Origin of the sequence: Streptomyces canarius (assembly GCF_014650735.1) — a bacterium.
Classification (GTDB): domain Bacteria; phylum Actinomycetota; class Actinomycetes; order Streptomycetales; family Streptomycetaceae; genus Streptomyces; species Streptomyces olivaceoviridis.
In genome coordinates this window covers 21,571-44,026 of sequence record NZ_BMVN01000012.1, presented here as the reverse complement: position 1 = coordinate 44,026, position 22,456 = coordinate 21,571, and the positions used below count along the sequence as shown (strand labels likewise).

At 73.5% G+C, this 22,456-nt stretch carries 19 protein-coding genes; 6 read left to right on the top strand and 13 right to left on the bottom strand.

Annotation, left to right across the window (positions count from 1 at the left end):
• Positions 1-28 precede the first annotated feature (28 nt).
• Entirely contained in the window at positions 29-259 is a 231-nt protein-coding gene (locus tag IE294_RS18785) for a hypothetical protein (protein WP_189887527.1), read from the top strand.
• Between the two features lie 61 nt (positions 260-320).
• On the opposite strand, the gene IE294_RS18780 is transcribed toward IE294_RS18785, so the two are convergent.
• The 13 genes from IE294_RS18780 to IE294_RS18720 all read right to left on the bottom strand — a co-directional run bounded on the left by IE294_RS18780 (position 321) and on the right by IE294_RS18720 (position 16,828).
• Entirely contained in the window at positions 321-1,136 is an 816-nt protein-coding gene (locus tag IE294_RS18780) for a carbohydrate ABC transporter permease (protein ID WP_189887525.1), read from the bottom strand.
• Between the two features lie 11 nt (positions 1,137-1,147).
• The gene (locus IE294_RS18775) at positions 1,148-2,092 is read right to left on the bottom strand and encodes a carbohydrate ABC transporter permease (protein ID WP_229917217.1); all 945 of its coding nucleotides are present in this window, start codon (positions 2,090-2,092) and stop codon (positions 1,148-1,150) included.
• The gene (locus tag IE294_RS18770; RefSeq protein WP_189887523.1) at positions 2,064-3,314 is read right to left on the bottom strand and encodes a sugar ABC transporter substrate-binding protein; all 1,251 of its coding nucleotides are present in this window, start codon (positions 3,312-3,314) and stop codon (positions 2,064-2,066) included. Before IE294_RS18770 ends, IE294_RS18775 begins: the two co-directional genes overlap by 29 nt.
• A gap of 132 nt (positions 3,315-3,446) precedes the next feature.
• A complete protein-coding gene (locus tag IE294_RS18765) occupies positions 3,447-4,178 on the bottom strand; it encodes an alpha/beta hydrolase (RefSeq protein ID WP_229917216.1) in 732 nt (243 codons plus the stop codon).
• Positions 4,179-4,272: 94 nt separating this feature from the next.
• Entirely contained in the window at positions 4,273-7,020 is a 2,748-nt protein-coding gene (locus IE294_RS18760) for an ATP-binding protein (RefSeq protein ID WP_189887521.1), read from the bottom strand.
• A gap of 130 nt (positions 7,021-7,150) precedes the next feature.
• On the bottom strand, positions 7,151-8,212 hold the full coding sequence (locus IE294_RS18755) for a helix-turn-helix domain-containing protein (protein ID WP_229917215.1): 1,062 nt from the start codon (positions 8,210-8,212) through the stop codon (positions 7,151-7,153).
• 194 nt (positions 8,213-8,406) lie between these two features.
• Entirely contained in the window at positions 8,407-9,258 is an 852-nt protein-coding gene (locus IE294_RS18750) for an NmrA/HSCARG family protein (RefSeq protein WP_189887519.1), read from the bottom strand.
• A 90-nt stretch (positions 9,259-9,348) separates the two neighbouring features.
• A complete protein-coding gene (locus tag IE294_RS18745; protein WP_189887517.1) occupies positions 9,349-11,199 on the bottom strand; it encodes an ATP-binding cassette domain-containing protein in 1,851 nt (616 codons plus the stop codon).
• The gene (locus IE294_RS18740; protein ID WP_189887515.1) at positions 11,196-12,950 is read right to left on the bottom strand and encodes an ABC transporter ATP-binding protein/permease; all 1,755 of its coding nucleotides are present in this window, start codon (positions 12,948-12,950) and stop codon (positions 11,196-11,198) included. The genes IE294_RS18745 and IE294_RS18740 overlap by 4 nt, the downstream gene beginning before the upstream one ends.
• Positions 12,947-14,203, bottom strand: coding sequence for a cytochrome d ubiquinol oxidase subunit II (locus IE294_RS18735; RefSeq protein WP_189887513.1), 1,257 nt, complete (start codon positions 14,201-14,203; stop codon positions 12,947-12,949). The genes IE294_RS18740 and IE294_RS18735 overlap by 4 nt, the downstream gene beginning before the upstream one ends.
• Complete coding sequence (locus IE294_RS18730) at positions 14,196-15,563, bottom strand: cytochrome ubiquinol oxidase subunit I (protein WP_189887511.1); 1,368 nt, start codon at positions 15,561-15,563, stop codon at positions 14,196-14,198. The genes IE294_RS18735 and IE294_RS18730 overlap by 8 nt, the downstream gene beginning before the upstream one ends.
• Positions 15,564-15,683: 120 nt before the next feature.
• Positions 15,684-16,259 carry a Dps family protein gene (locus IE294_RS18725; RefSeq protein WP_058083357.1) on the bottom strand — a complete coding sequence of 192 codons (576 nt, stop codon included), beginning with the start codon at positions 16,257-16,259 and terminating at the stop codon, positions 15,684-15,686.
• Positions 16,260-16,384: 125 nt separating this feature from the next.
• Complete coding sequence (locus IE294_RS18720; RefSeq protein ID WP_229917214.1) at positions 16,385-16,828, bottom strand: SsgA family sporulation/cell division regulator; 444 nt, start codon at positions 16,826-16,828, stop codon at positions 16,385-16,387.
• Positions 16,829-17,094: 266 nt separating this feature from the next.
• Between IE294_RS18720 and IE294_RS18715 the strand changes: the two genes are divergently transcribed.
• From IE294_RS18715 to IE294_RS18695, 5 genes are all read left to right on the top strand, one after another.
• Complete coding sequence (locus IE294_RS18715; RefSeq protein ID WP_189887509.1) at positions 17,095-18,084, top strand: pirin family protein; 990 nt, start codon at positions 17,095-17,097, stop codon at positions 18,082-18,084.
• 20 nt (positions 18,085-18,104) lie between these two features.
• Positions 18,105-18,443: a GNAT family N-acetyltransferase gene (locus tag IE294_RS18710; protein WP_189887507.1), complete on the top strand. Its 339-nt coding sequence runs from the start codon at positions 18,105-18,107 to the stop codon at positions 18,441-18,443.
• A 264-nt stretch (positions 18,444-18,707) separates the two neighbouring features.
• Positions 18,708-20,984 (top strand): xanthine dehydrogenase family protein molybdopterin-binding subunit, encoded by a 2,277-nt coding sequence (locus IE294_RS18705; RefSeq protein WP_189887505.1) that lies wholly within the window; start codon positions 18,708-18,710, stop codon positions 20,982-20,984.
• Positions 20,981-21,913, top strand: a complete 933-nt coding sequence (locus tag IE294_RS18700; protein WP_189887503.1) for an FAD binding domain-containing protein — start codon at positions 20,981-20,983, stop codon at positions 21,911-21,913. Before IE294_RS18705 ends, IE294_RS18700 begins: the two co-directional genes overlap by 4 nt.
• Positions 21,910-22,392 (top strand): (2Fe-2S)-binding protein, encoded by a 483-nt coding sequence (locus tag IE294_RS18695; RefSeq protein ID WP_189887501.1) that lies wholly within the window; start codon positions 21,910-21,912, stop codon positions 22,390-22,392. The genes IE294_RS18700 and IE294_RS18695 overlap by 4 nt, the downstream gene beginning before the upstream one ends.
• The last annotated feature ends 64 nt before the right edge of the window (positions 22,393-22,456 follow it).

Genomic DNA, 22,456 nt, shown 5'->3' with positions numbered 1-22,456 from the left:
ACCGCGGCCCGATACGGAGGACCACCGAATGAGCACTGCTGCACCGGGGCCGGACGCCGGCCACCACCACCTGCGGCACCTCAGGGAACGGGTGGCCGAGCACCACCGTCGTGCCCGGGCCGAGCAGGAGGAGTCCGCGCTGGAGAACGCGATCGGCGGGGCGGCCTTCGACCTGGCCGCCGACATCGCCCACCCCACCGCCGGTGGGCCGGAGCCCGGCTACGACGTCGACACGGACCTCGGCGTCGACCGGCGGTAGCGGCACCCCGCGCTCCGCACGTGGACACCGCCGGCCGGCCTCGCTCCGAGGCCGGCCGGTCTCACTTCAGGGCTCCGCCGGTGATCCCGGCGGCCAGGTGGCGCTGGGCGGCGACGAGCAGCGCCGCCGCCGGGACGGACGCCAGGACGGCGGTGGCCATGACGGCGTTCCACTGGTTCGTGTGGGCGCCGAGGTACTCGTAGATGCCGACGGTGACCGGCCGCACCGACTCCGTGGTGTTCAGGGTGAGCGCGAAGAGGAAGTCGCCCCAGGCGAACAGGAAGGTGAAGAGTCCGGCGGTGATCAGCGCGTTGCGGCTCAGCGGGAGCACCACGGACCACAGGACGCGGAGCCGGCCGGCGCCGTCCACACGGGCGGCGTCGATGATCTCCCCGGGGATGCTCCGCATGAAGGCGCGCAGGACGAGGATCGCGAACGGCACGCCCGTGGTGGAGTCGGCGAGGATCAGCCCGCCGTAGGAGTTCAGGAGTCCCAGGTCGGCGTAGGCGCCGTACAGCGCGTTGGCCACGACGATGCCCGGCACCGTCTGCGTGACCAGGATGCCGAACAGCACGACCGTGGTGCCCCGCAGGCGGAGCCGGGCCAGCGCGTAGGCCGCCGGTATGGCGAGCCCGAGGCTCAGCGCCACACTGCCGAGGGCCACGACGAGGCTGGTGACCAGGTTGCGCCCCTGGTCGCGCAGGGCGGTGGCGTAGCCGCCGAAGTCCGGGTGGCGGGGGAACCAGCCTGACGGCAGGACGCTGCCCGCCGGTTGCAGGGAGGCGTTCACCATCCAGTACACCGGGAACAGCATCAGCGCGAGCAGGACGATGCCCACGACCGTGGACAGGGGGCCGCGTGCGGGTCTGCGCTTCACCGGCGGGCCCCTCAGGTGTTCCGGGCGCGCCGGTCGGCGCGCAGGTGGACGAGGGCGAAGGCGAGCGAGACGAGGACGAGCACATTGCCCATGGCGGCGCCGCGCCCGAACTCGAACTGCTGGAAGGACAGCTCGTACGACCGGGTGGCCAGGGTCTGCGTCGCGCCGGCCGGTCCGCCGCCCGTCACCACCAGGATGATGTCGAGCACCTTCACCGTGTAGACGACGCCCAGCACCAGCACCACGCCGGCCACGGGCCGCAGCAACGGCCAGGTGACATGGCGGAACGACGCCAGCCGGCCGGCGCCGTCGAGCTTCGCCGCCTCGTAGTACCGGGCCGGGATGTCCTGGAGACCGCCGTACAGCAGCGCGGTGTTGAAGGGGACGCCCACCCAGATGTTGACCAGGATCACCGACACGAGCGCCTCGGAGGTGCCGGTCAGCCAGGGGATGCCCGAGGACAGCAGGTGCAGGTCGCGCAGCGCCTCGTTGACGACCCCGCTGTCCGTGTCGAGCATCCACCTCCACGTCGTCCCGGAGACCACCAGGGGCAGCAGCCACGGCAGCAGCAGCAGCGACCGCAGCAGGCCGCCGAGCGGGAACCTCCGCTGGAAGAACAGGGCGAGGGCCAGCCCGAGCACGAACTGTCCGACGATCGAACCGACGGTGAACAGGACCGTGGTGAGCAGGGCCTGCCAGAACACGTCCGTCGACAGGACGGTCGTGTAGTTCCGCAGGCCCAGGAAGGGCGCGGCACCGGTGTAGAACGTCGCCACCGAGTACTCCTGGAAGCTCATCACGACGTTCTTGACGACGGGGTAGCCGAAGAACAGCGACAGGTAGACCAGGGCGGGCAGCAGGAACAGCCACCGGGAGACCCGCGCCCACAGCCGGGCCCGGGACACCGCCCGGACCCGCGCGGCCCCGTCAGGAACCGGTGGCGATCCGCTGCGCATGCCTGAGTGCTTCCTGGGGAGTCTGCTCGCCCGTCAGCGCCGCCTGCACGGCGGTGTAGATCCCGGTCGCCGCCCGCGGCCACTCGACGCCGAGCTTGCCGGTACGGGACCGGGCCCCCTGCACGCTCTTGACGAAGGCGGCCATCGACGGGGCCTGCTCGGCGTACCGGGCCGCCACCGAGGAGCGGGAGGGCACCGTGTGGTACTGCTCGGCCAGGGCGAGCATGTTCGCGGAGTCGTTCAGACAGGCCACGACCCGGGCGGCCTTCTGCTGCCGGGCCTCGGAGGAGTTCTGCGGGACCGTCCACACCTCACCGCCGAGCGGGGTGACCAGGGTCTGACCCGGCCGGCGGACGGGGAGGGGCGCCACGCCCCAGTGCAGGTTCTTCGTCTTGTCCATCGCGGACATCCGCCACGGGCCGTTGACCATCATGGCCGTCTTGCCGGCGACGAACTGGTCGTGGACATCGGCCTGCGTCCAGTTCAGCACCGACTTCGACATGGACCCGCTCCTGACCAGGTCCACCCAGAGCTGGAGGGCCTGGGCGGCCTGCGGGGTGTCCAGCCGTGTCTCGTCCCCGCCGTTGGACCACAGGAAGGGCAGGAACTGCCAGGTGCCCTCGAAGGTGGCGTTGGCGTCCACGGCCATGCCGTAGCGGCCGGGCCGGGTGAGCTGGGCCGCGGCCGTCTTCAGCTCGTCCCAGGTCTTCGGCACGGCGACACCGGCCTCGGCGAGCATGTCCTTGTTGTAGAAGAGGGCGACCGTGCTGACCGTGGGCGCGAGCCCGTACACCTTCCCCCGGTACGTGCCGGCCGACCGGATGCCCTCGGTGTAACCGGCGGCGTCGATGCCGTACCGGTCCAGCGGGGTCAGCGCGCCGGTCCGCGCTATCTGCTGGAGGTCGGGGTTGTCGAGCATCAGCAGATCGGGCAGGGTCCGCGACGACGCCTGCCGCAGCACCTGCGGGACCAGCGACGTTCCCGGCACGCTCCTGTGCTCGACGGTGACACCGGCGGCCTTGCCGCAGGCGGTGAGCCGCTCGCCCCACTGCGCGTGCTCGGTCGCGTCGGTGTAGTAGTCGAGGGTGGTGATGGACGTCACCCTGCCGCCGGCGGATCCGGAGCCGGTTCCCGCACCGCACCCGGCGGTGGCCACTGCCAGGGCAACGGTTCCGAAGAGGGCGGTGATCCGCCGTGCCGACGGTCTGGCCGCTGAGTTCATGGGGTGGTGCCCTCCGCTGCTGGTACCGGACCGACCCGGGTTCGGATGAGGTGGTCCATACCGGCATGTTCCGGTCCGAGCAGGGATAGTACCGGAAACAAACGATCGGAAGATCAGCGGATCATCCGGACGTCAGTACAGGGCTCCGTGGTCACCGCACTGGCCCGCCGCTTCCCGGATCATCGCCGCCACGGCGTCCGGCCGTGACATGACCACGGCGTGCGAACCGTCCACGACGCGTTCGGTGGCCGCCATGCGCTGGGCCATGAAGCGCTGGGCGGTGGGGCTGAGCATCCGGTCGGCGGCGGCGATGGCGTACCAGGACCGCTTGCGGGCCCAGGCGGGCGGTCCCGACCTCGCGGTCAGCGCGCCCCGCGCGATCGGGCGCTGCGTCACGGACAGCACCCTGCCGACCCGGGGTGCCAGATCGGTGGCGTACACGTCGAGGAAGCGTTCGCGCCGGATGTACAGCTCGCTGTCCGGGTCCCCGGGAGACCGCGCGGGAAGCCCGGCGGCGACGGTCGGATCCGGCCCCGGCATGGGGGAGAAGCGGCTCGTGACGTCCAGCAGGGACTCGCCGGCGTCCAGCCCGAACCCCGCGACGTAGCACAGCGCCACGACGTTGTCGGCGTCGGCGTCGGTGATGACCGCGCCCCCGTAGCCGTGGCCGGCCAGCACGACCGGGGTGCCGATCTGGCCCACCACGCTCCTGAGGTAGGCGGCGTCGTGCGCGAGACCGCGCAGCGGGTTCGCCGGCGCGTACACCGTCAGCCCGGTGGCGTGCAGATGCCGGATGACCCCCGCCCACGACGAGGCGTCGGCGAACGCCCCGTGCACGAGCACGACGGTCGGCGGTAAGGGCATGCGTCCGGACACCTCGGTGACCTCCGGTGAGTGGGGATCTCCAGCCAAGCCCATCCAGGTCGCGCCGGCATCGCGCGAACGTACCAGGAACCGCTCACTCGTCGGGCAGGGCCATGACCAGGTTGGCCAGCTGGACCCGGGAGTTGACCGCCAGCTTGCGGAAGGCGGACGTCAGGTGCGTGTTGACGGTGTGCGGGGAGACGACCAGCAGCTCGGCGGCCGTACGGTTGCTGTGTCCCTCGGCGATCAGCCGCGCGACCTTCTTCTCCGAGACGGTCAGGGCCTCCCAGCCCTGGACGGGGCGCTGCCCGGCCGCCGTCCGCCGTCCGCCGGCCCCGGCACGCCGCAGATCGCGCTGGACGTGGGCCGCCGCGGCGTGCGCGCCCGACGCGGCGAACGCGGCCTGGGCGTCGGTCAACGCCGCCACCGCCTCGGTCCGCCGGCCCGTCGCCAGGAGCGCCCGTCCGAGGTCGGCGGACGCCGCCGCCCGGACCAGCGGGCGCGGGCTGTGCCTGAGCAGGGCGACGGAACGTTCCAGCAGGACCGGGTCGTCGCGCACCAGCCCGCGGGCGCGCGCCGCCAGACCCGTGGCGGTGGGCACCGCCGGATTGCGCGCGGCGTGGGCCTCGGCCTGGGCGGCCAGGTCCTCGGCGAGTGCGCGGTCCGCGCCGCGCAGGGCCACGCGGATCGCGGTGCCGACCCATGTGCGCAGCAGCCGCCAGCGCAGGAAGGGCCCCTCCCGCTGCACCTGCCGGACCCGGTCGACGGCGCGTCCGGCGTCCCCGTCGACCTCGGCATGGACCGCTTCCAGGAAGCGCACCGCGGCCGTGTTGCCCGGGTTCGGCTTGACCGCCAGCCGCTTCCGCGCCTCGGCCAGGTGCTGCCGCGCGGCCTCCCGGTCGCCGCGCAGCAGGGCGATCCGGGAGCGGATCACCCGGCCGTTCACCTGCTGGACGTGCACCTGTACCTCGTCCTCCAGGCGCTCCATCGTCACGAAGTCGGCCTCCGCGTCGTCCAGCCGGCCCAGCTCCAGGTGCTGCCGTCCCTGTGCCCACAGCAGCATCGCCTCACGGATCCCGCCGGACTTGTCCGCCGCCTTCGCCAGCAGCCGCTCGCTGGTGACGAAGTCGTCCATGTGCTGGTACGCGACGATCTCCTCGGGGAAGAAGGTGGGGTCGACGGCGCTGAGCGCGGTGAAGCGTTCCAGCGCGAGTGCGTTCTTCCCCGCGTTGAGCGCGATCTCCCCGAGCGCGAACAGGGCCTGCACATGGGCCTCCCGGTCGCCGGTCGCGACGGCGGCGCGCAGCGCGTCCTCGCCGGCCTGCCGCGCCGGTGCCAGGTCCTGCGCCCGGGACAGCGCCAGCGCGCGCAGGCCGGCCAGCCGCGCCTCCACCTCCGGCGCCGCGCCGCCGACCGCGAGGGCCGCCTCGGCCCGGCGGCGCAGCTCGTCGGCGAGGTCCAGGTTCCACAGCGTGCCGCCGAGGGCGGCATGGAGCCGGCCGAACGTCTCTATCGGCGGCCGGTGGGCCAGCAGCCGGTCCCCGGTCGCGAGCGCCTCCCGGTTCCGGCCGGCCCGGGTCAGGGACACGATCGCCTGCTCACCCACGGCGAACCACAACGGGCGTGCCACCGGCACCAGGGCCAGCGCGCGCGTCATCAGGTCGCCGGCGAGGCCCGGCGTGACCGGCAGCACGTCGGCGGCGGCGCGCCTGAGCAGCGCCACCGCCTCCTCGTCTCCCGGCTGGGCGCCCCTGAGGATGTGCGACACCACGTCGATCGGCTGGTGGCCCGCGGCGACGAGCCGGCCCGCGGCCTCCCGGTGCAGCACCTTCCGGGCCGAGGGCGGGATGTCCACGTAGACCGCCTGGCGCAGCAGGTCGTGCCGGAAGACGAGCTGGTCGCCGTCGTCGTCCAGGAGCCCCGCGCGCACGGCCTCCTCCAGCGCCGGGAGCAGCGCGACGGACGACCGACCGCAGAGCGCGGCGGCGTCCTGGAAGCCGAAACGGCGGCCCAGCACCGATCCCATCCGAAGGAAGCGCAGTGTGTCGGGGTGCAGCGAGCCGAGCCTGCCGCGGACGCCCACCACCAGCCCCGGGGGCACGGGCTCACCGGAGGCGTCGGTGGTCCGCAGCCCCGCCAGCATCTCGACGGCCAGGAACGGGTTCCCGCCCGCTCCGGCGAGCAGCTCGCGCACCCGCTCGTCGACGGCCGCCCCCAGGGTGTCACCGGCCAGCTGGCCGATGGCCGCGCCGGACAGCGGGCCCAGGGACAGGGTGCGCGCCGGGAGCTCGTCCGCCACGGCCGCGACGACCTCCTCCGCCGGGCCGCCGACGCCCTGCCGCTCGGTCAGCAGCCACAGCACGGGTGAGGTCCGCAGACGGCTGGGCAACTGCTTCAGGGCGAACCTGCTGAGCGGGTCGGCCCACTGGACGTCGTCCAGGGCGATCAGCACCGGCGCGCCGCCGGCCCGCTCCTCGATCGCCTCCGCGAGACGCTCCACCAGCCAGATCCGCTGGTCGTGCCGGCGGGCGAGGTCGACCAGCGCGTCGCCGGACAGCAGCGGCCGGTCACCGTGCAGGACGCAGGTCGCCAGCGACGACAGCGGCACGAGGTGGTGCAACTCGTCGGCCTTGCCGAGACCGACGGAGAACCCCGCCGCCTCCGCGCTGGTGACGACTTCGGTGAGGAGCGTGGTCTTGCCGATGCCCGGTTCCCCGCGGAGCACGGCGAGCGCGCCGCTGCCCGTGCGGGCCACCGCGTCGATCAGCGTCCGCAGCACCTCCAGTTCGGCCTCCCGGCCGCGCAGACCGCTGCGCGACAGCGGTCCGCCTGACCCCGCCACCTAGGCCCCTCCTGTCCGCACGCGCCGGTCAGGCCGGCGCCCCGGGGGCCACTATGGCAAAAACGGCAGCTCAGTGCATTGTCAGGAACGCGATGCGTGACCCGGCTCATGCCGACGCGGCCGGTCCGGCTCATGCCGACGCGACGCGTCCGAGCGGCAGCGAAGCGGGGATCGCGGCCGTTCCGCCCCGGAACGACGCGGACCACTCACGCCGGGCGGAGGCGCGCCACGCGGCGGGGGAGGTCCCGTAGGCGGCCCGGAACACCCGGCTGAAGTGGGAGGCGCTGGTGAACCCCCAGCGGTGCGCCACCGCGGCGACGGTCAGGTCCGCGGACTCCCGGCGGGCCAGGTCGCGACGGCAGTGCTCCAGCCGGCGTTGCTGGATCCACCGGCTGACGGTGATGTCCTCCAGCTCGAACAGCTTGTGCAGATAGCGCACGGAGATGTGGTGGGCCCGGGCGATGGAGTCCGGCGACAGGTCCGGGTGCGCGAGGTGCCGGTCGATGTACGCCCGGATCCGCACCAGCGACATCCGGGCCCCGCTCGCCGAGTCATCGGCTCCCCTCCCGAGCCGCTCCTCGGCCAGGGTCTGCACCAGGTCCACCACATTGCGGGCGATCAGCTCGCCCGTCCGCTGCGGATACGTCGCCGCACTGTCCACGAGCCGGGACAGGAGCGGCGTCAGCAGGCCGCCGACCGCCGACTCGGAGCCGAGCGGAGCCGCCGTGATCTGCCGCAGCTCCGACTCGCTCAGCCCCAGCACCTCCCGGGGCAGCACGAGGGACTTCGTCAGGAAGCGCTCGGGGAAGGTCAGCTGGACGGGCCGCGCCATGTCGTAGACGAAGAGCTGCCCCGGCCGCACGGAGGCCGCACGGCCGTCCTGATCGATGTGGGCGGCGCCTTCGCAGAGCAGCATCACCACCACGTAGTCGTCGTCGCCCCCCGCGATGAGCTGTCGGGTGCGCCGAGCCCGCTGCGGATCGCCTTCCACGGCCACCGTCTGCATCGGGCCCAGCGGCGACGTACGGATCGTGCCGCGGGCGACCTCGTCGGGGACGCCCAGGTCCACGGCGCCGAACGTCCGGGACAGGGCCTCGCGCCAGTACGCTCGCCGCCGGTGCGCGGGAACCGTCTTCGTGCAGTAGAGGGCGCCTGAGGTCCCGGGGTCCGGTGTCGATGGATCCGACGACATGATCTCCGCCCTTCGGCCGTTGCGCTTTCGAAAACGCAGCGTGCCAGGGCGGCCGGGTGACCACATCACGTGAACACGTGAGACCAGTGGTACGGGACGGGGGACCGAGCGGTTCCGCCCCAGGTCGGCCGGGGCGGAACCGCCCGGGATCGGCCGGAGCGGTTCCGCCCCGGACCGTTCTCAGGACGGCCGGTTCAGCGGGCGCCCGCCCAGGTGCGCCGCGCCCACTCCGCGAAGGGGGTCCAGCGGATCTGCGGGTGGGCGGCGTGCAGGGCGGGGATGTCGACGCGGTAGCCCGGTCCGTTCAGGAACGCCCACATCGCGTGCATGTCCGGATTGCCGATCGCCGCCAGCGGGACCTGCTCGTGCCGGACCTCCCGCCCGAGCGCCGCGCCGAGCGCCGCCGCCATCTGGGCGGGAGTGGGCGCGTCACCGGCCAGCTCGATGCGCCGCCCGGTGTAGGGAGCGGGGTCGAGCAGCACCTCCGCCGCGAACGCGCCGAGGTCCGGACGGGCGAGCTGCTGCAACGGCCGGTCGGGCGGCAGCGGCAGATCGAGGACGCCCTCCAGGACGCGCTCCGCTCCGCCCAGCGCGTTGTCGAAGAAGTAGGTCGGCCCCAGGATCGTGTACGGCACGTCGCCGGCGGTGAGCTCCGCCTCGATGCGCGCCTTGCTCTCGAAATGCGGCACCCCGCTGTCCTGGTCGGCCCCCGCCACGGAGCTGAACACCAGATGCGGAACGCGCTTGTCCCGCGCGGCGGCGAGGATGGCCCGCCCCTGCTCCACCTCCGCGTCGACTCCGGCCTCGAAGGGAGTGGTGAACGCGAAGACAGCCGCGACCCCGCTCATCGCCGAGGCCATCGACTCACGGTCGCTCAGCGATCCCGCCACCACCTCGACGCCCCGCGCGGACAGTTCCCGGGCGGATCTCCGGCCCGGGTCACGCACCAGCGCACGGACCCGCGCCCGGCGGCCCAGTAGCGCGTCGGTCACCGCCCCGCCCTGCCCGCCGGTCGCCGCGAGCACCAGAACCGGTTGGTCGGTCATCGAAGATCTCCTTCTCTCGTATGCGGTGATGGGCGCCGCCCGGAATGCGTCGCCCCTCGTAACCTTCCACCTCGGCCGTCGTACCCGGCGTCATGGCGCGCGGGTGGCCGCGGCCGGCATCGACGGCGCCACGGCGGCGAGGTCGTCCCCGAGGCGGACGACCTCGGTAGGTGGTCGTTCCAGCAGGTCGACGTCCTGGTCCTGGAGTGCGATCACCAGCGCGGTGTCGGGCAGCGCCCGGGGCAGCCCGGCCAGCAGTGCCTGGGCGGTGGGGCGGTCCAGACCGGCGACGGGTTCGTCCAGGAGCAGGACCGGGGGACGTCTCAGCACGGCCCGCGCGATGGCGAGGCGCCTGCGCTGCCCCTGGGACAGCAGGCGCCCGCCGGGGCCCACCGGGGCGTCGAGCGGCAGGGCCGACAGGCCGACCACGTCCAGTACGGCCTCCAGGGCGGTGGGGTCGGCCGAGGGGGCCGCCTGCCGCAGATTGGCCGCCACCGTGTCGTCGGCCAGCCAGTCGTCGGCCTCCACGAGGGTGACGGTCCCGGCGACGGTTCCGGCCGGCAGCCGGTGCACCGGGGTGCCGTCGAGGAGCACCGTGCCGCCGGGGGCCGGCAGCCGCCCGGCGAGCCGGCCGAGCAGCGTCGACTTGCCGCTGCCGTTGGGGCCGGTGATCAGCGTCAGGCCGGGGCCCGACAGGGTCGTGGTCAGGGTCGCGGAGGAGCCGAGCAGGGGCAGGCCGGACGCCTCCACGGAGCGGGCTCCGTCAGGGCCGGTGACACGCCGCGACCACCGGTCCCAGGTCTGGTCCACGGGCCGTTCCGCGGGCTGGTCCACGGGTCGCACCGCGCTTCGGTCCACGCGCTGCTCGGCGCTTCGGTCCACGGGCCGTTCCGCGCTCCCGTCCACGGGTCGCTCCGCGGGCTGGTCCACGGGTCGCTCCGCGTTCCGGTCCACGGGCCGTTCCGCGTTCCGGTCCACGGGTCGCTCGTCCGTCGCGAGCGGCGCGAGGCGGTCGGCGGCGTCTTCGGCCGCGGCCAGGTGCTGGAGCAGCCGGGGCAGTCGCTCCAGCAGTTCCCAGCCCGCGGCCAGCAGCAGCACCTCGCCCACCACGACGGCGACCGGCTGGGCCGGGGCCGCGCCCAGGGCGATCACCAGTACCGCCGCCTGTCCCACGGCGGCCAGGAGACGCAGGCTCAGCCGGCCGAGCCGTTCGGTCCGGGCGGCAGCCCACTCGGCGGACTCGACGGCCGCCACGGCGGTCGCCGCCGCCTGCCGTGCCTGGGGAACGGCATCCAGACAGCGCAGTTCGTCGAAGGCGGCCCGGCTGCCGAGCAGCACGGTACGCAGTGCCGCCCTGGCCTCGGCGGCGGTGGCAAGCTGGGCCCGCGCCCGCCGGTGGGCGCGCCGGGCGCACCAGAGACCGGCCGCCCAGACGACCAGTTCGGCCAGTCCCAGCCGGGGCATCGCCGCCAGCAGCAGGACCTCCACCAGGCACGCGGTGATGAGCGCCGCCCCCAGCGGCGCGCAGACGTTCGCGGGCAGGCCCGCCACCGTCTCCACGTCGGTGGTGAGCCGGGTGAGCAGCGTCCCGTCGCGCTGCGCGCGCAGCTCCCGCGCGGTGAGCCGGGCCGCACCCCGGGCCGACCGGGCGCGCAGGGCCACCTGGGCGGAGAGCAGGGCCCGGTGGCTGGCCAGGCGTTCCAGGTACCGCAGACCGGTACGGCCCAGGGCCAGCGCCCGCACGGCGCCGGACGGGTACATCCACGACCAGGTGGTGTCGGCCTGGAGCGTCACCACGGCGCAGGTCGTCAGGAACCACCCGGAGACACCCAGCAGCGCGGCACCGGCGAGTTCGCCCGCGCTCGCCAGCAGCATGCCGGTGACCAGGGCCCGGAGCGGGACGGCCGTCCGCAGCAGCCGCCAGGCACGGCTCGGCCTCATCGGGTTCCCCCGTGGTCGCCTCGCGGGACTTTCCCGTGGTCCAGCGTGATCACCTGGTCGGCGAGGGACAGCAGTGCGGGGCTGTGGGTGGCGAGCAGAACCGTCCGGTCGCGGGTCAGGGTGCGCAGCGCGAAGACGACGCGCCGCTCCGCCTCGGGGTCGAGGTGGGCGGTGGGCTCGTCCAGGCACAGCAGCGGGGCGTCCCGCACCAGCGCGCGGACGAGGGCGAGTTGCTGCGACTGCCCGGAGGACAGGCCGGTGCCCCGCTCGCCGACCGGTGTGTCCAGCCCCTGGGGCAGTGTGGCCAGGAGGTCGGTGAAGCCGAGCGAGTCGAAGGCGTCCAGCAGATCGTGGTCGCCGGCGGTGGGCCGGGCCAGCAGCAGGTTCTCGCGCACGGTGCCGGGCAGCAGGTGTGCCGGCTGGCCCACCCAGGCGACCCGGCCGGGATCGGCGGGCACGGGCCGGCCGTCGAGCACGTGCAGCGCGCGTCCGTCGTGCGGTGCGCGCAGCCCGGCCGCCACGGCCAGCAGGGTGGACTTGCCGGCCCCGCTGGGCCCGGTGACGGCGAGGCAGCGCCCGGGCGCGAGGTGCGCGCTCACACCGTCCAAGGCCGGTGTCTCCCGGCCCGGATGCCGGACCGTCACGGCGTCCAGGCGCAGCCCCGGCGCTGTCCCGGACGGCCGCGCCGGGGGCCCGGCCGGTGCCTCGGCCTCGCCGTGGGCGTCCAGGAGGGGGGCCAGCAGGTCGGCGGCGGCGGTCGCCCGGGCGCGGGCGTGGTAGCCGGCGGCCAGGTCCCGGGCGGGTGCGAAGTAGGCGGGCACCAGGACCAGGACGAACAGCGCGGCCGGCAGGCTCATGTGGTCCGGTACGAGGGGCAGCCGCAGGTAGTCGAGGAGGGCCAGCCCGCAGTAGGTGGCCACCACGGCGAGCGTGCCGGTGATCAGCAGTTCGACCCACGCGGTCGACAGGAAGGCGATCCGCAGCACCTTCTCGGTGCGACCGGCGACCTCCCGGTCGTGGCGGGCCAGCGCACCGGCCGCCTCCTCGTGCGCGCCGAGCCCGACCAGGGTGGGCAGCCCGCGCAGATGGTCCAGCAGCCGTGCCCGGTGGGTGCGGATGGCCGACAGCTGGGCGCGTACGGCGGTCTGCGTGCCCAGGCCGATGACCTTCAGGTTGGCGGGCAGCAGCGGTGTCGCCGCCAGCACGAGCAGGGCGACGAACCAGCTGCGCCAGGAGATGGCGGCCAGGGTGAGGCCGCTGCCGAGCAGCATGGCGGTCCGCGCGGGCACGTACTCGGTGAGCCAGTCGCTCAGCTCGTCGACCTCGCCGTCGACCGCCTCGGCCGGCTCCGTGTCGTCCACGTCGGTCCGGGCCGGGCCGTTCAGCGGCAGCGCCGACGCGACGAGCCGGACGCGCAGGGTCTCACGCACGGCCCGGGCACCCCGGGCGGCGGCGGCCTCGCCGGCGCAGAGCAGCGCGGCCCGCAGGGCCACCCCGGCCGCCGTCACCAGGGCGGGCGCCAGTACGGCGGACAGGGGCGCGGCGTGCAGCGCGTCCAGTCCGCGCTGGGCCGCCCACGCCAGACCGCCCGCCCAGACGACGGTGCCCGCCTGGGCCGCGCCGCGCAGGAGCCCCGCGCGGCGCAGCTCCGGCCGGCCGACGGACGCCCATTCCCGCAGTCGTTCGGTCGCCGGGGTGCCGGCGCGGTCCGTGGCCAGTTCGTCCAGCAGCACGGTGGTGGCGGTGCTCACGGGGTGCGCTCCGCCTCCGCGTCGAAGCAGCCGGACCGCAGGTCACGGCGGTCGGTGGCGATCCACGCGGCCAGTGCGGCCCCGGCGAGCACGGTGACACCGAGCGGGCCGATCCACTCGGCCACCCCGCCGAAGACGTCCTGCGACAGGGCCGTCGCCAGGATGCCGAGCACCACCAGCAGGGTCCGGCGCAGCACCGTCCGCACGGCGCCGGAGGGTGCGGCAGCAGCCACCGGCGGGCGCGGTACTGCCCGCAGCGGCGGAAGGACCTGCTCCACCGGATCGGTGTACTTGCCCCGGAAGCTGCGCCACGCGTACACGTTGTAGGCGAGGACGAACGGCATGCACAGTCCCACGCCCAGCACCAGGAAGAGCTGGGAGGAGTGCGGACTCGCCGCCTGGTGGACCGTCGACGCGGGCGGGACGACCACCGGGGCGGTGAGCGCCACCAGAGCGAGCAGACCCGCGGCCGTCAGGGTGGCCACGGCGGCGAACGGCCGCCAGTCCGGAGCGCGGCCGAAGCCCGACCACGCGACCGCTCCGGCGCCGACGGCCACCGCGACCGCGAGCCAGAACGGCGCCGCCCGCAGCGGCTCGTCCAGCCGGAGGTGCTGCGGGTCGGCGCCCGGCAGCAGCAGGCCGAGCACGACCGCCAGTGCCGCCGTGGCCGCGAGCAGCGCCCGTCCGGTGCGACGGGTCCGCGACCGGGACCAGCCCTCGGTCTTGTCCTGCAACCAGGCGGCCCCGGCCAGCAGGTAGACGACGACCAGACCGAGCGCGCACAGCAGGCTGTAGGGGCTGAGCCAGTCGAAGGCCCCGCCCGTGAAGCGCCCGCCCTCCTGCCGGGGGCCGGTGAGCACCGTACCGAGCACGAGACCCTGGCAGACGGCCGCCGCGAGGGACGCCCCGCCGAACAGCAGCGCCCAGCCGCGCCGGTAGCCGCCGGCCGCGCTGTGCATCTCCAGGCCGAGCCCGCGCAGGATGACGGCGATCAGCATGCCGACGAGCGGCAGGTAGACGGCGGGCAGTACGACGGCGTAGGCGCCCGGCAGACCGGCCCACAGGACGACCCCGGCCAGGATGATCCAGCTCTCGTTGGCGTCCCAGGCGGTCGCGACGATCTCGCCGTACTCCCGTCGGCGTTCGGGCCCCGCGGCCAGGCTGAGCATGCCCACCCCGAGGTCGTAGCCGTCGAGGACGACGTACATGCCGAGCGAGAAGAGGGCGAGGGCGTAGGCGGCGTACTCAAGCAACGAGGGCCTCCGGGACGTCGGGCGCGGCGGGCCCGGTGGGCAGTGGCTCGGGGCCGGCCTTGACCGTACGGACGATGTAGCGGACCCAGATGGCCAGCAGGGTGACGTAGAGCAGGACGAAACCGGCCAGGGTGGCGGCGACTTCGAACACGTTGAGGTGGGAGACCGCGTCGGCGGTGCGCAACTGGCCGTACACGACCCAGGGTTGGCGGCCGGTCTCGGCGACGATCCAGCCGCCGGTGATGGCGATGATCCCGGCCGGGGTCATCCACACCATCCAGCGCAGGAAGCGGGGGGAGTCGAACAGGCGCCGCCGCAGGCGCAGGACGACGCCGGCGAAGGCCGTGGCGAACATGAGCAGCGCGGTGAAGTACATCGCGCGGAAGCCGTAGAACGTGGTCCACATGTTGGGGCGTTCGTCGGGCGGGGTCTGGAGCAGTCCGGGCGTGTTCGTCTTCCCGCTGAGGTCCTGGGCGATGACCGAGCCGAGGTAGGGGACCTCGACGTGCAGCCGGTTCTCGCCCCGGTCGGTGTCGGGCACGACGAGCAGGTTGTAGCCGTTGTTGTCGCTCTTCCAGTTGCCCTCGAACGCCTCCAGCTTCGGTAGCTGGTGCTGACCCATGAAGACCGCGGTGCCGTCTCCGACGTAGAGCTGGATCGGCATCAGCACCCCGAGCACCCCGAGGGCGATGGACAGGCACCGGCGCGCCATGGGCTGCGCGGTGACCCGGTTCTTGACCAGGTACCAGGCGGAGATCCCGCCGACGAACCAGGCGGCGCTGATCAGCACGGCCAGCAGCATGTGCGGGAAGCGGTGGGCGAAGGCGGGGTTGAGCAGCACGCTCACCCAGTCCTCGGCGTGGAACTGGCCGTCCACCTTCCGGTAGCCGACCGGGTCCTGCATCCAGCTGTTGGCCGACAGGATCCAGGTGGTGGACAGCAGGGTGCCGAAGGCGACCATCCAGCAGGCCAGGGCCATGGTGCGGGGGCGGATCCGCCCGTCGCCGTAGAGCATCAGGCCGATGAAACCGGCCTCCAGGAAGAAGGCCGTGATCACTTCCATGCCGATGGTGACCCCGATGACCGGTCCGACCGCGTGGGCGTACGTCCCCCAGTTGAGGCCGAACTCGAAGGTCATGACCGTACCGGCGACGACGCCCAGGCCGAAGCCGACGGCGAAGATCTTCTTCCAGAACCGGAAGATCTGGAGGTACAGCGGGTTTCCCGTGCGGACGTACACCGTGTACACGACGGCGAGGAGCACGGACAGGCCGACGGTGAGCGCCGGGAAGGTCATGTGGAAGACCGCGGTGATCGCGAACTGCCAGCGGGACAGCTCGACGACGGCGGGCGAGGCCATGGGTACTCCGGGAGCGGGGCTGACGAGGGTGTGGGGCGGGCGGGGGCGCGCGACCAGCGGGGTCAGGTCCGTGCTGACGGACGCCCCCGCCCGTTCCGCCGTGGGCGGTCCCCGCCAGGCTCAGGAACGGACGAGCGGGGTGTCCACCAGGTGCTCGGCCAGGAACCAGGCCTGGAGTTCGCCGGTGCGGATGATCTGCGACACCAGCAGGTCGTTGGTGCCGTCGTCACCCAGCTCGACGGTGCGGGCAGCCGCGTCGTGGGCCTCGGTCAGGATGGTCTCGTGGGCCTCCAGCAGCCGCGAGAGCATCGCCGGGACCTCCTCGACACCGTCCGGCGGGCGCGGGATCGACGTGATCTCGGCGACGTGCCGGGGGTCGCCCACCGCGACGCCGCCCAGGGTCTGGACGCGCTCGGCGAGGGTGTCGACCAGTTCCAGCTGCTCGCCGGCGTGCTTGTCCAGGAGCAGGTGCAGCTGGTAGAAGGTCGCGCCCCGCATGATCCAGTGGTGCTTCTTGTAGAGGCCGTAGAGGATCTGGGTGTCGGCCAGCACCTTGTTCAGGCGCTGGCAGGAGTACATGCGCGCCTCGTAGGACAGGGCGATGGGGAACTGCTTGACGGTGCCGAACTCCTGGATGACCGCGCCCTTCTGGTGCAGCCAGGGCTGGCTGCTCGGGGGCTGGGTTCCGGTGGTCATGACGTGCCTCCTGCGGATGGCGTGCTTGCGTACGTGGTCGACGCTAGGTGCCGGACCGGGGGGCGCGTTGCCCGGGAGTGCACGCATTGGTGCTCGTCAGCGCACCGGGCGGTACATCGGGCGGGTCACTCGCTGCCGGCCGTGAGCTGTTCCACGACACGGTCGAGATCGATGTGGCGGTGCTCGGTGCCCGGCGGCACCAGTACCTCGGTACGGTGCAGGAAGGCCGTGACGGAGGCGCTCGCCAGGTCCAGGAGCGCCGATCCGGCGCGCGTCCTGAGCAGGACGCGGATCGAGCCGGGGCGGCCCTGGTGCCGCGGGTAGACCACCACGTCCCCGGACCCGCTGGGCCGGCGCAGCCCCTGGGCGAGGAGCGAGCGGGCGAAGACCCACTCGACGCAGAGCGCGGAGGGCGCGCCCAGGGCCAGGCACACGGCGTAGGGATCCGCCGCGGAGTACCTCAGTTCGGCCGGGACCGGTATCGGCAGTTCGTCGGCCACGGTGACGCGGACGCTGGTCTTGCATACGATCGGGCCCTCGTCCGCGGCCCCGGCAGGATCGTGTCTCATGCCGTCCCCCTGTCTGCGACGGTTCGGTGTGTCGGCCCGCGCCCTGACGGGCCGGGGTGCTGACGACGGTACGGCGGGTCCGGGGGAGTGGCTTGCCGACGAGCGCACGGGTTGTTGTCCGAAGAAGAAGCGCCCCGGCGCGGCCTGTGTGTCCGGCGCGCGGACGGTTCGCGGGGATCCTGGGGCCCTGTCCGCCTGGCGCTCGGGCCGGTCCGGCCGGATGATGGTTGAATGTAGAACAATTACTGGGTGGAGAGGTGATCCCGATGAGCAATGTCGAGACGGAGCCCGTCGAAGTACGCTGCGGCACCGAGGCGGACGACGGGCCGCCGGCCGGGACGCCACGGGTCGACGTGCTGACCCCGCGTGACGTGCCCCTGGGCGGCCCGCGCGCGATGACCGTGCGGCGCACACTGCCGCAGCGCGCCCGGACCCTGATCGGCGCCTGGTGCTTCGCCGACCACTACGGCCCCGACGACGTCGCCGAGACCGGCGGGATGGACGTCGCCCCGCACCCCCACACCGGGCTCCAGACCGTGAGCTGGCTCTTCAGCGGGGAGATCGAGCACCGCGACAGCCTGGGCAGCCACGCCCTCGTACGGCCCGGCGAACTGAACCTCATGACCGGCGGGTACGGCATCAGCCACTCCGAGGTCTCCACCCCGCGCACCACCGTCCTGCACGGCGTCCAGCTCTGGGTGGCGCTGCCCGAGGAGCACCGTGCCACCGCCCGGGACTTCCGGCACCACGTCCCCGAGCCCGTACGGACCGACGGCGCCGAGATCCGGGTCTTCCTCGGCTCCCTCGCCGGCAGCACCTCCCCGGTGCCGGCCTTCACGCCCCTGCTCGGCGCCGAGATCGTCCTTGAGCCGCACGCGTCGGTCACGCTCGCCGTGGACCCCGGCTTCGAGCACGGTCTCCTGGTCGACCAGGGCGCCGTCCGCCTCGCCGACGTCCTGCTGAAGCCGGCCGAGCTGGGCTACGTCCACCCGGGCCCCGGCACGCTGACCCTGACCAACGAGTCGGACGACATCGCGCGGACGGTCCTCCTCGGCGGAACTCCCTTCGAGGAGGAGATCGTCATGTGGTGGAATTTCATCGGCCGGAGTCACGAGGATATTGTCAGGGCCCGCGAGGAATGGCAGAACTCCTCGGATCGCTTCGGCGCCGTCGAAGGATATCCGGGAGACCGTCTTCCCGCCCCCGTCCTGCCGAATGCCACCATCACTCCGCGCAGGAATCCGCCGCGTCACTGACGCCATCCGAAAGGCACCCCATGAGCCAGCCTTCCGCCACTCCGGTCGTCGAGCGTGTGGACGCCAGGAATCGCTACGAGATACTCGTCGACGGCAAGCGCGCCGGGCTGACCGCCTACCGCGACCGCGACGCGCAGCGCGTCTTCTACCACACCGAGGTCGACGAGGCCTTCGCCGGACAGGGGCTGGCCTCGCAGCTCGTCCAGGAGGCACTCACCGACGTACGGGAATCCGGGAAGCGGATCGTGCCCGTCTGCCCGTACGTGGCGAAGTTCCTCAAGCGGCACGAGGAGTTCGCCGACCTCGTCGACCCCGTGACGCCCGACGTCCTGCGGTGGCTGGAGACCGAACTGGGCTGACCGCAACCCTCCGGCCGCCGGCCCTCCAGGGCCGGCGGCCGGCTGTCCGCGCAGCGCACCACCTCTGGCCCCACAGCGCACACTGCCCGTGTTCCCCTCGCCCCGCGACGCCTCCGCGGTTAGTGTCCGAGTAGTCGAATTCCACCGGCGTGGTGTTCCCCGTGAAACGCCACGCAGCGACGGGCCGAATATCCCGCACGCGTTCGCTGCCGGGTCAGGCCGTCGCCTGGTCAATTCCCGCCCCCACACGAACGAGGTGTTGTTGTGGAGCGATGGACAAGGCGCGAGGACGAACGGCTGCTCACCGGCAAGGGCCGGTACGTCGCCGATATTCACGTGCCGGGATGCCTGGACGCCGCATTTGTGAGAAGCAAGGTCGCCCACGGCTCGCTGCGGAGCGTGGACTGTGCCGCGGCGCGTGACGTGCCCGGTGTCGTGGGCGCCTGGTCGGCCGCGGACCTGCCGGACCTGCCACCGGTTCCGTACACCCTGCTCGCCCGGCTGTCGACGGAGGAAGCGGTCGCAGGCCGGGAGTGGCCGGCGCTGGTCAAGGACCGGGTGCGCTATCCGGGCGAGGCGCTGGCGGTCGTCCTCGGCGAGGACCGCTACCGGGCCGAGGACGGGGCCGCCGAGGTCACCGCCGTGGTCGACCCGCTGCCCGCCGTGGTCACACCGTCCGCGGCCCTGGACGACTCCGTCCGCCTGTTCGACGGCCTCAGCAACACCGCCCTGCGGGGCGAGGCCGGCGCGCCCATCGACCCGGCCGTCTGGCAGGACGCCGCCGCCGTGGTCGAGGCCACCTACCGGCAGCAACTGCTCATGCCCAGCCCCATGGAGTGCCGCACGATCCTCGCCGTACCCGAGGGGGACCGGCTGACCGTGTGGTCGGGGCACCAGATGCCGCACCGGCTGCGCCGCGAACTCGCCGCGCTGCTCGGCTGGTCCGCCGACCGCATCCGGGTCGTCGTCCCGGACACCGGAGGCGCCTTCGGCTCCAAGAGCGCCGCCTTCCCCGAGTTCGTGGTCGTCGCCTACCTGGCCGTCACGCTCGGCCGGCCGGTGCGCTGGATCGAGGACCGCCTGGAGTCCATGCTCGTCGCCACCCGCGGCCGGGGCCAGGACCAGACCGTCCGGCTCGCCGCCGACGCCGAAGGGCGCCTGCTCGCCTACGAGTTGACGATCAACGCGGACGTCGGCGCCTATCCGCACCTCGGCGTGGGACTGCCCATGCAGACGGCCTGGATGGCGCCCGGCGCGTACACCACCCCGCACGTCCACGCGACCCTGCGCTCGGTGCTCACCAACACCATGGTGACCTACCCCTACCGCGGCGCCGGACGCCCCGAGGCCGCCATCGCCATCGAACGCACCATGGACCTGCTCGCCCGGCGGCTCGGCATCGACCCGATCGAGCTGCGGCGGCGCAACTTCATCCCGCCCGACGCCTTCCCGTACGACACCCCCACCGGCCGCCGCTACGACAGCGGGAACTACGCCGCCGCACTGGACCTCGCGCTGGAGACGGTCGGCTACGAGGAGTGGCGCACGGAACAGGCCCGCCGCCGCAGCGACCCGGACGCGCTGCCGCTCGGCATCGGCGTCTCCTGCTACGTGGAACGCTCGGGCGGCGAACCCGGCGGACTGCACGAGTTCGGCAGCCTGGAGGTCCACGAGGACGGCACCGTCACCGCCCGCTGCGGCGCCGCCCCCAGCGGCCAGGGGCACGAGACGGTCTTCCCGGCGCTCGTCGCCAAGACCCTCGGCATCCCCGAGGCGCAGGTCCGTCTCGTCGAGGGCGACACGGACGAACAGCCCGAAGGACTGGGCTCCTTCGCCAGCCGGTCGGCACAGGTCGACGGCGCGATGTTCCAGCAGACGGCCGGCCTCCTCGTCGAGCAGGCCCGCGAGCGGGCGGCGCGGCTGTGGGACCTGCCGGTTGACAAGGTCGCGTGGGCCGACGGCTCCGTCCACACGACCTCCGGCGATTCGGCCGTCCTGGGCCTGGCCGAACTCGTCAAGGCGACCGGGCCGCTCCGCGTCGAGAGCCGCTACGAGGCCGGCATGGCCTTCCCCTTCGGCGCGCACGTCGCCGTGACCGAGGTGGACCCCGACCTCGGCACCGTGAACGTCCTGCGGCTCGTCGCCGTGGACGACTGCGGAGTCGTCCTCAACCCCACCGTGGTGCACGGACAGGCCTACGGATCCGCCGTCCAGGGCATCGGCCAGGCCCTCTACGAAGGCATGACGTTCGACGCGGACGGCGTGCCGCACCTGGCGAGCGGATTCCTGGACTACCTGCTGCCCACGTACACGGAGATCCCGCCCATCGAGATCAAGGACACCTGCACCCCCAGCCCCAGCACCCCGCTGGGCGCCAAGGGAGCGGGGGAGTCGGGCTGCATCGGCACCCCGGCCGCCATCGTCAACGCCGTGGCCGACGCCCTGCGGATCGCCGATCCCGACCTGCTCCAGATGCCGCTCACGCCGGACAGCGTCTGGCGGGCGGCCCGCGCCCTGAAGCACGAGGAAGGTGTCCGGTGAAACCCGCGTCCTTCGACTACGTCGTCCCGAGCACGGTCGCCGAGGCCGTCCAGGCGCTCGGCGGCACCGACCGCACGGCCCAGGTGCTCGCCGGCGGGCAGAGCCTGATCCTGGAGATGCACCTGCAACGCATCCGGCCCCAGCTCGTCGTCGACATCAACCGCATCCCGGAACTCGACGGCATGCGCGTCGACGGTGACGAACTGCGCGTCGGCGCCCTCGTCCGGCACGCGACCTTCGAGTCGGCCGACGCCGTCCCCGGTCCGCTCGGCACCCTGCTGTCCCGGGCCGTCGTCAACATCGCCCACCCGCCCATCCGTTCCCGGGGCACCATGGCCGGCAGCTTCGGCTGGGCCCACCCCGCCTCGGAGTGGTGCGCCATCGGCGTCGCCCTCGACGCCACCGTCGAGGTCACCGGTCCCGACGGCGCCCGCTCCCTCCCGGCGCGGGACTACTTCCTCGGGCCGTACCGCACCGCGCGCCGGCCGCAGGAGCTGATCACCGCCGTACGCCTGCCGCTGCTCGGCGAGAACACCGGCGTCGGCTTCGTCGAACACCGCCGCACGCACTTCTGCTTCGCCCAGGTCGCGGTCGCGGCGGCCCTCACCGTGACCGACGGCGTGATCAGCGACGCCCGCATCGGACTGGTCAACTCCGCCGACCGCCCCCTGCGGGCCCGCGCCGCCGAACAGGTCCTGATCGGCGCCGACTTCGCACCGCTCCCCGAGGGACCCCGGCTCCCCGACGGCCATCCGTTCGCCCGCGCCGGCCGGGCCGCCGCCCAGGAGGACGCCACGCCGATCGCCGAACCGTACGCCGACGCGGAGTACAAGCGGCAGGCCATCGCCGTCCTGGTCGGCAGGACACTCACCGAGGCGGCGACCGACCTGCGCTCGCGTCTCGCCCCACGACAGGGAGGCCCCCGATGAAGATCACGCTCACCGTGAACGGCACCGCACACGACCTCGACGTCGAACCCCGCCGCCTGCTCGCCGACGTCCTCCGCGACGACCTGGGCCTCACGGGCACCCACCTGGGCTGCGAGCACGGCATCTGCGGGGCGTGCAGCGTGCTCATGGACGGCCAGGCGGTCCGCGCCTGTCTGGTGCTGGCCGTACAGTGCGACGGCCGCTCGATCCGCACGGTCGAGGGCCTCGCCGGGCCCGACGGCGAACCCCACCCGCTGCAACGGGCGTTCTCCGCCGAGCACGCGCTCCAGTGCGGATTCTGCACCCCCGGCTTCCTCATGGTGGCCGCCGGAGCGCTCGACGCCGACCCCGACCTCGCCGACAAGCCCGACGCCATCGAAGGCGTCGTCGGCTCCAACATCTGCCGGTGCACCGGCTACGAACCCATCCGGCGCGCCATCGCCCGCGCGGCCCGGGAAAAGCGGGAGACCACCGCCTGACACGCGCCGACCCCGCACGGACCGCCCCTCACACGGGGCGGTCCCGGACCGACCGAGGAGACAC

Bases quoted from the DNA above. Each gene is read 5' to 3' on its own strand.
- IE294_RS18785 (WP_189887527.1), top strand. From the start codon at position 29: ATGAGCACTGCTGCACCGGGGCCGGACGCCGGCCACCACCACCTGCGG.
- IE294_RS18775 (WP_229917217.1), bottom strand. From the start codon at position 2,092: ATGCGCAGCGGATCGCCACCGGTTCCTGACGGGGCCGCGCGGGTCCGG.
- IE294_RS18770 (WP_189887523.1), bottom strand. From the start codon at position 3,314: ATGAACTCAGCGGCCAGACCGTCGGCACGGCGGATCACCGCCCTCTTC.
- IE294_RS18765 (WP_229917216.1), bottom strand. From the start codon at position 4,178: ATGCCCTTACCGCCGACCGTCGTGCTCGTGCACGGGGCGTTCGCCGAC.
- IE294_RS18755 (WP_229917215.1), bottom strand. From the start codon at position 8,212: ATGTCGTCGGATCCATCGACACCGGACCCCGGGACCTCAGGCGCCCTC.
- IE294_RS18750 (WP_189887519.1), bottom strand. From the start codon at position 9,258: ATGACCGACCAACCGGTTCTGGTGCTCGCGGCGACCGGCGGGCAGGGC.
- IE294_RS18745 (WP_189887517.1), bottom strand. From the start codon at position 11,199: ATGAGGCCGAGCCGTGCCTGGCGGCTGCTGCGGACGGCCGTCCCGCTC.
- IE294_RS18730 (WP_189887511.1), bottom strand. From the start codon at position 15,563: ATGGCCTCGCCCGCCGTCGTCGAGCTGTCCCGCTGGCAGTTCGCGATC.
- IE294_RS18725 (WP_058083357.1), bottom strand. From the start codon at position 16,259: ATGACCACCGGAACCCAGCCCCCGAGCAGCCAGCCCTGGCTGCACCAG.
- IE294_RS18720 (WP_229917214.1), bottom strand. From the start codon at position 16,828: ATGAGACACGATCCTGCCGGGGCCGCGGACGAGGGCCCGATCGTATGC.
- IE294_RS18715 (WP_189887509.1), top strand. From the start codon at position 17,095: ATGAGCAATGTCGAGACGGAGCCCGTCGAAGTACGCTGCGGCACCGAG.
- IE294_RS18710 (WP_189887507.1), top strand. From the start codon at position 18,105: ATGAGCCAGCCTTCCGCCACTCCGGTCGTCGAGCGTGTGGACGCCAGG.
- IE294_RS18695 (WP_189887501.1), top strand. From the start codon at position 21,910: ATGAAGATCACGCTCACCGTGAACGGCACCGCACACGACCTCGACGTC.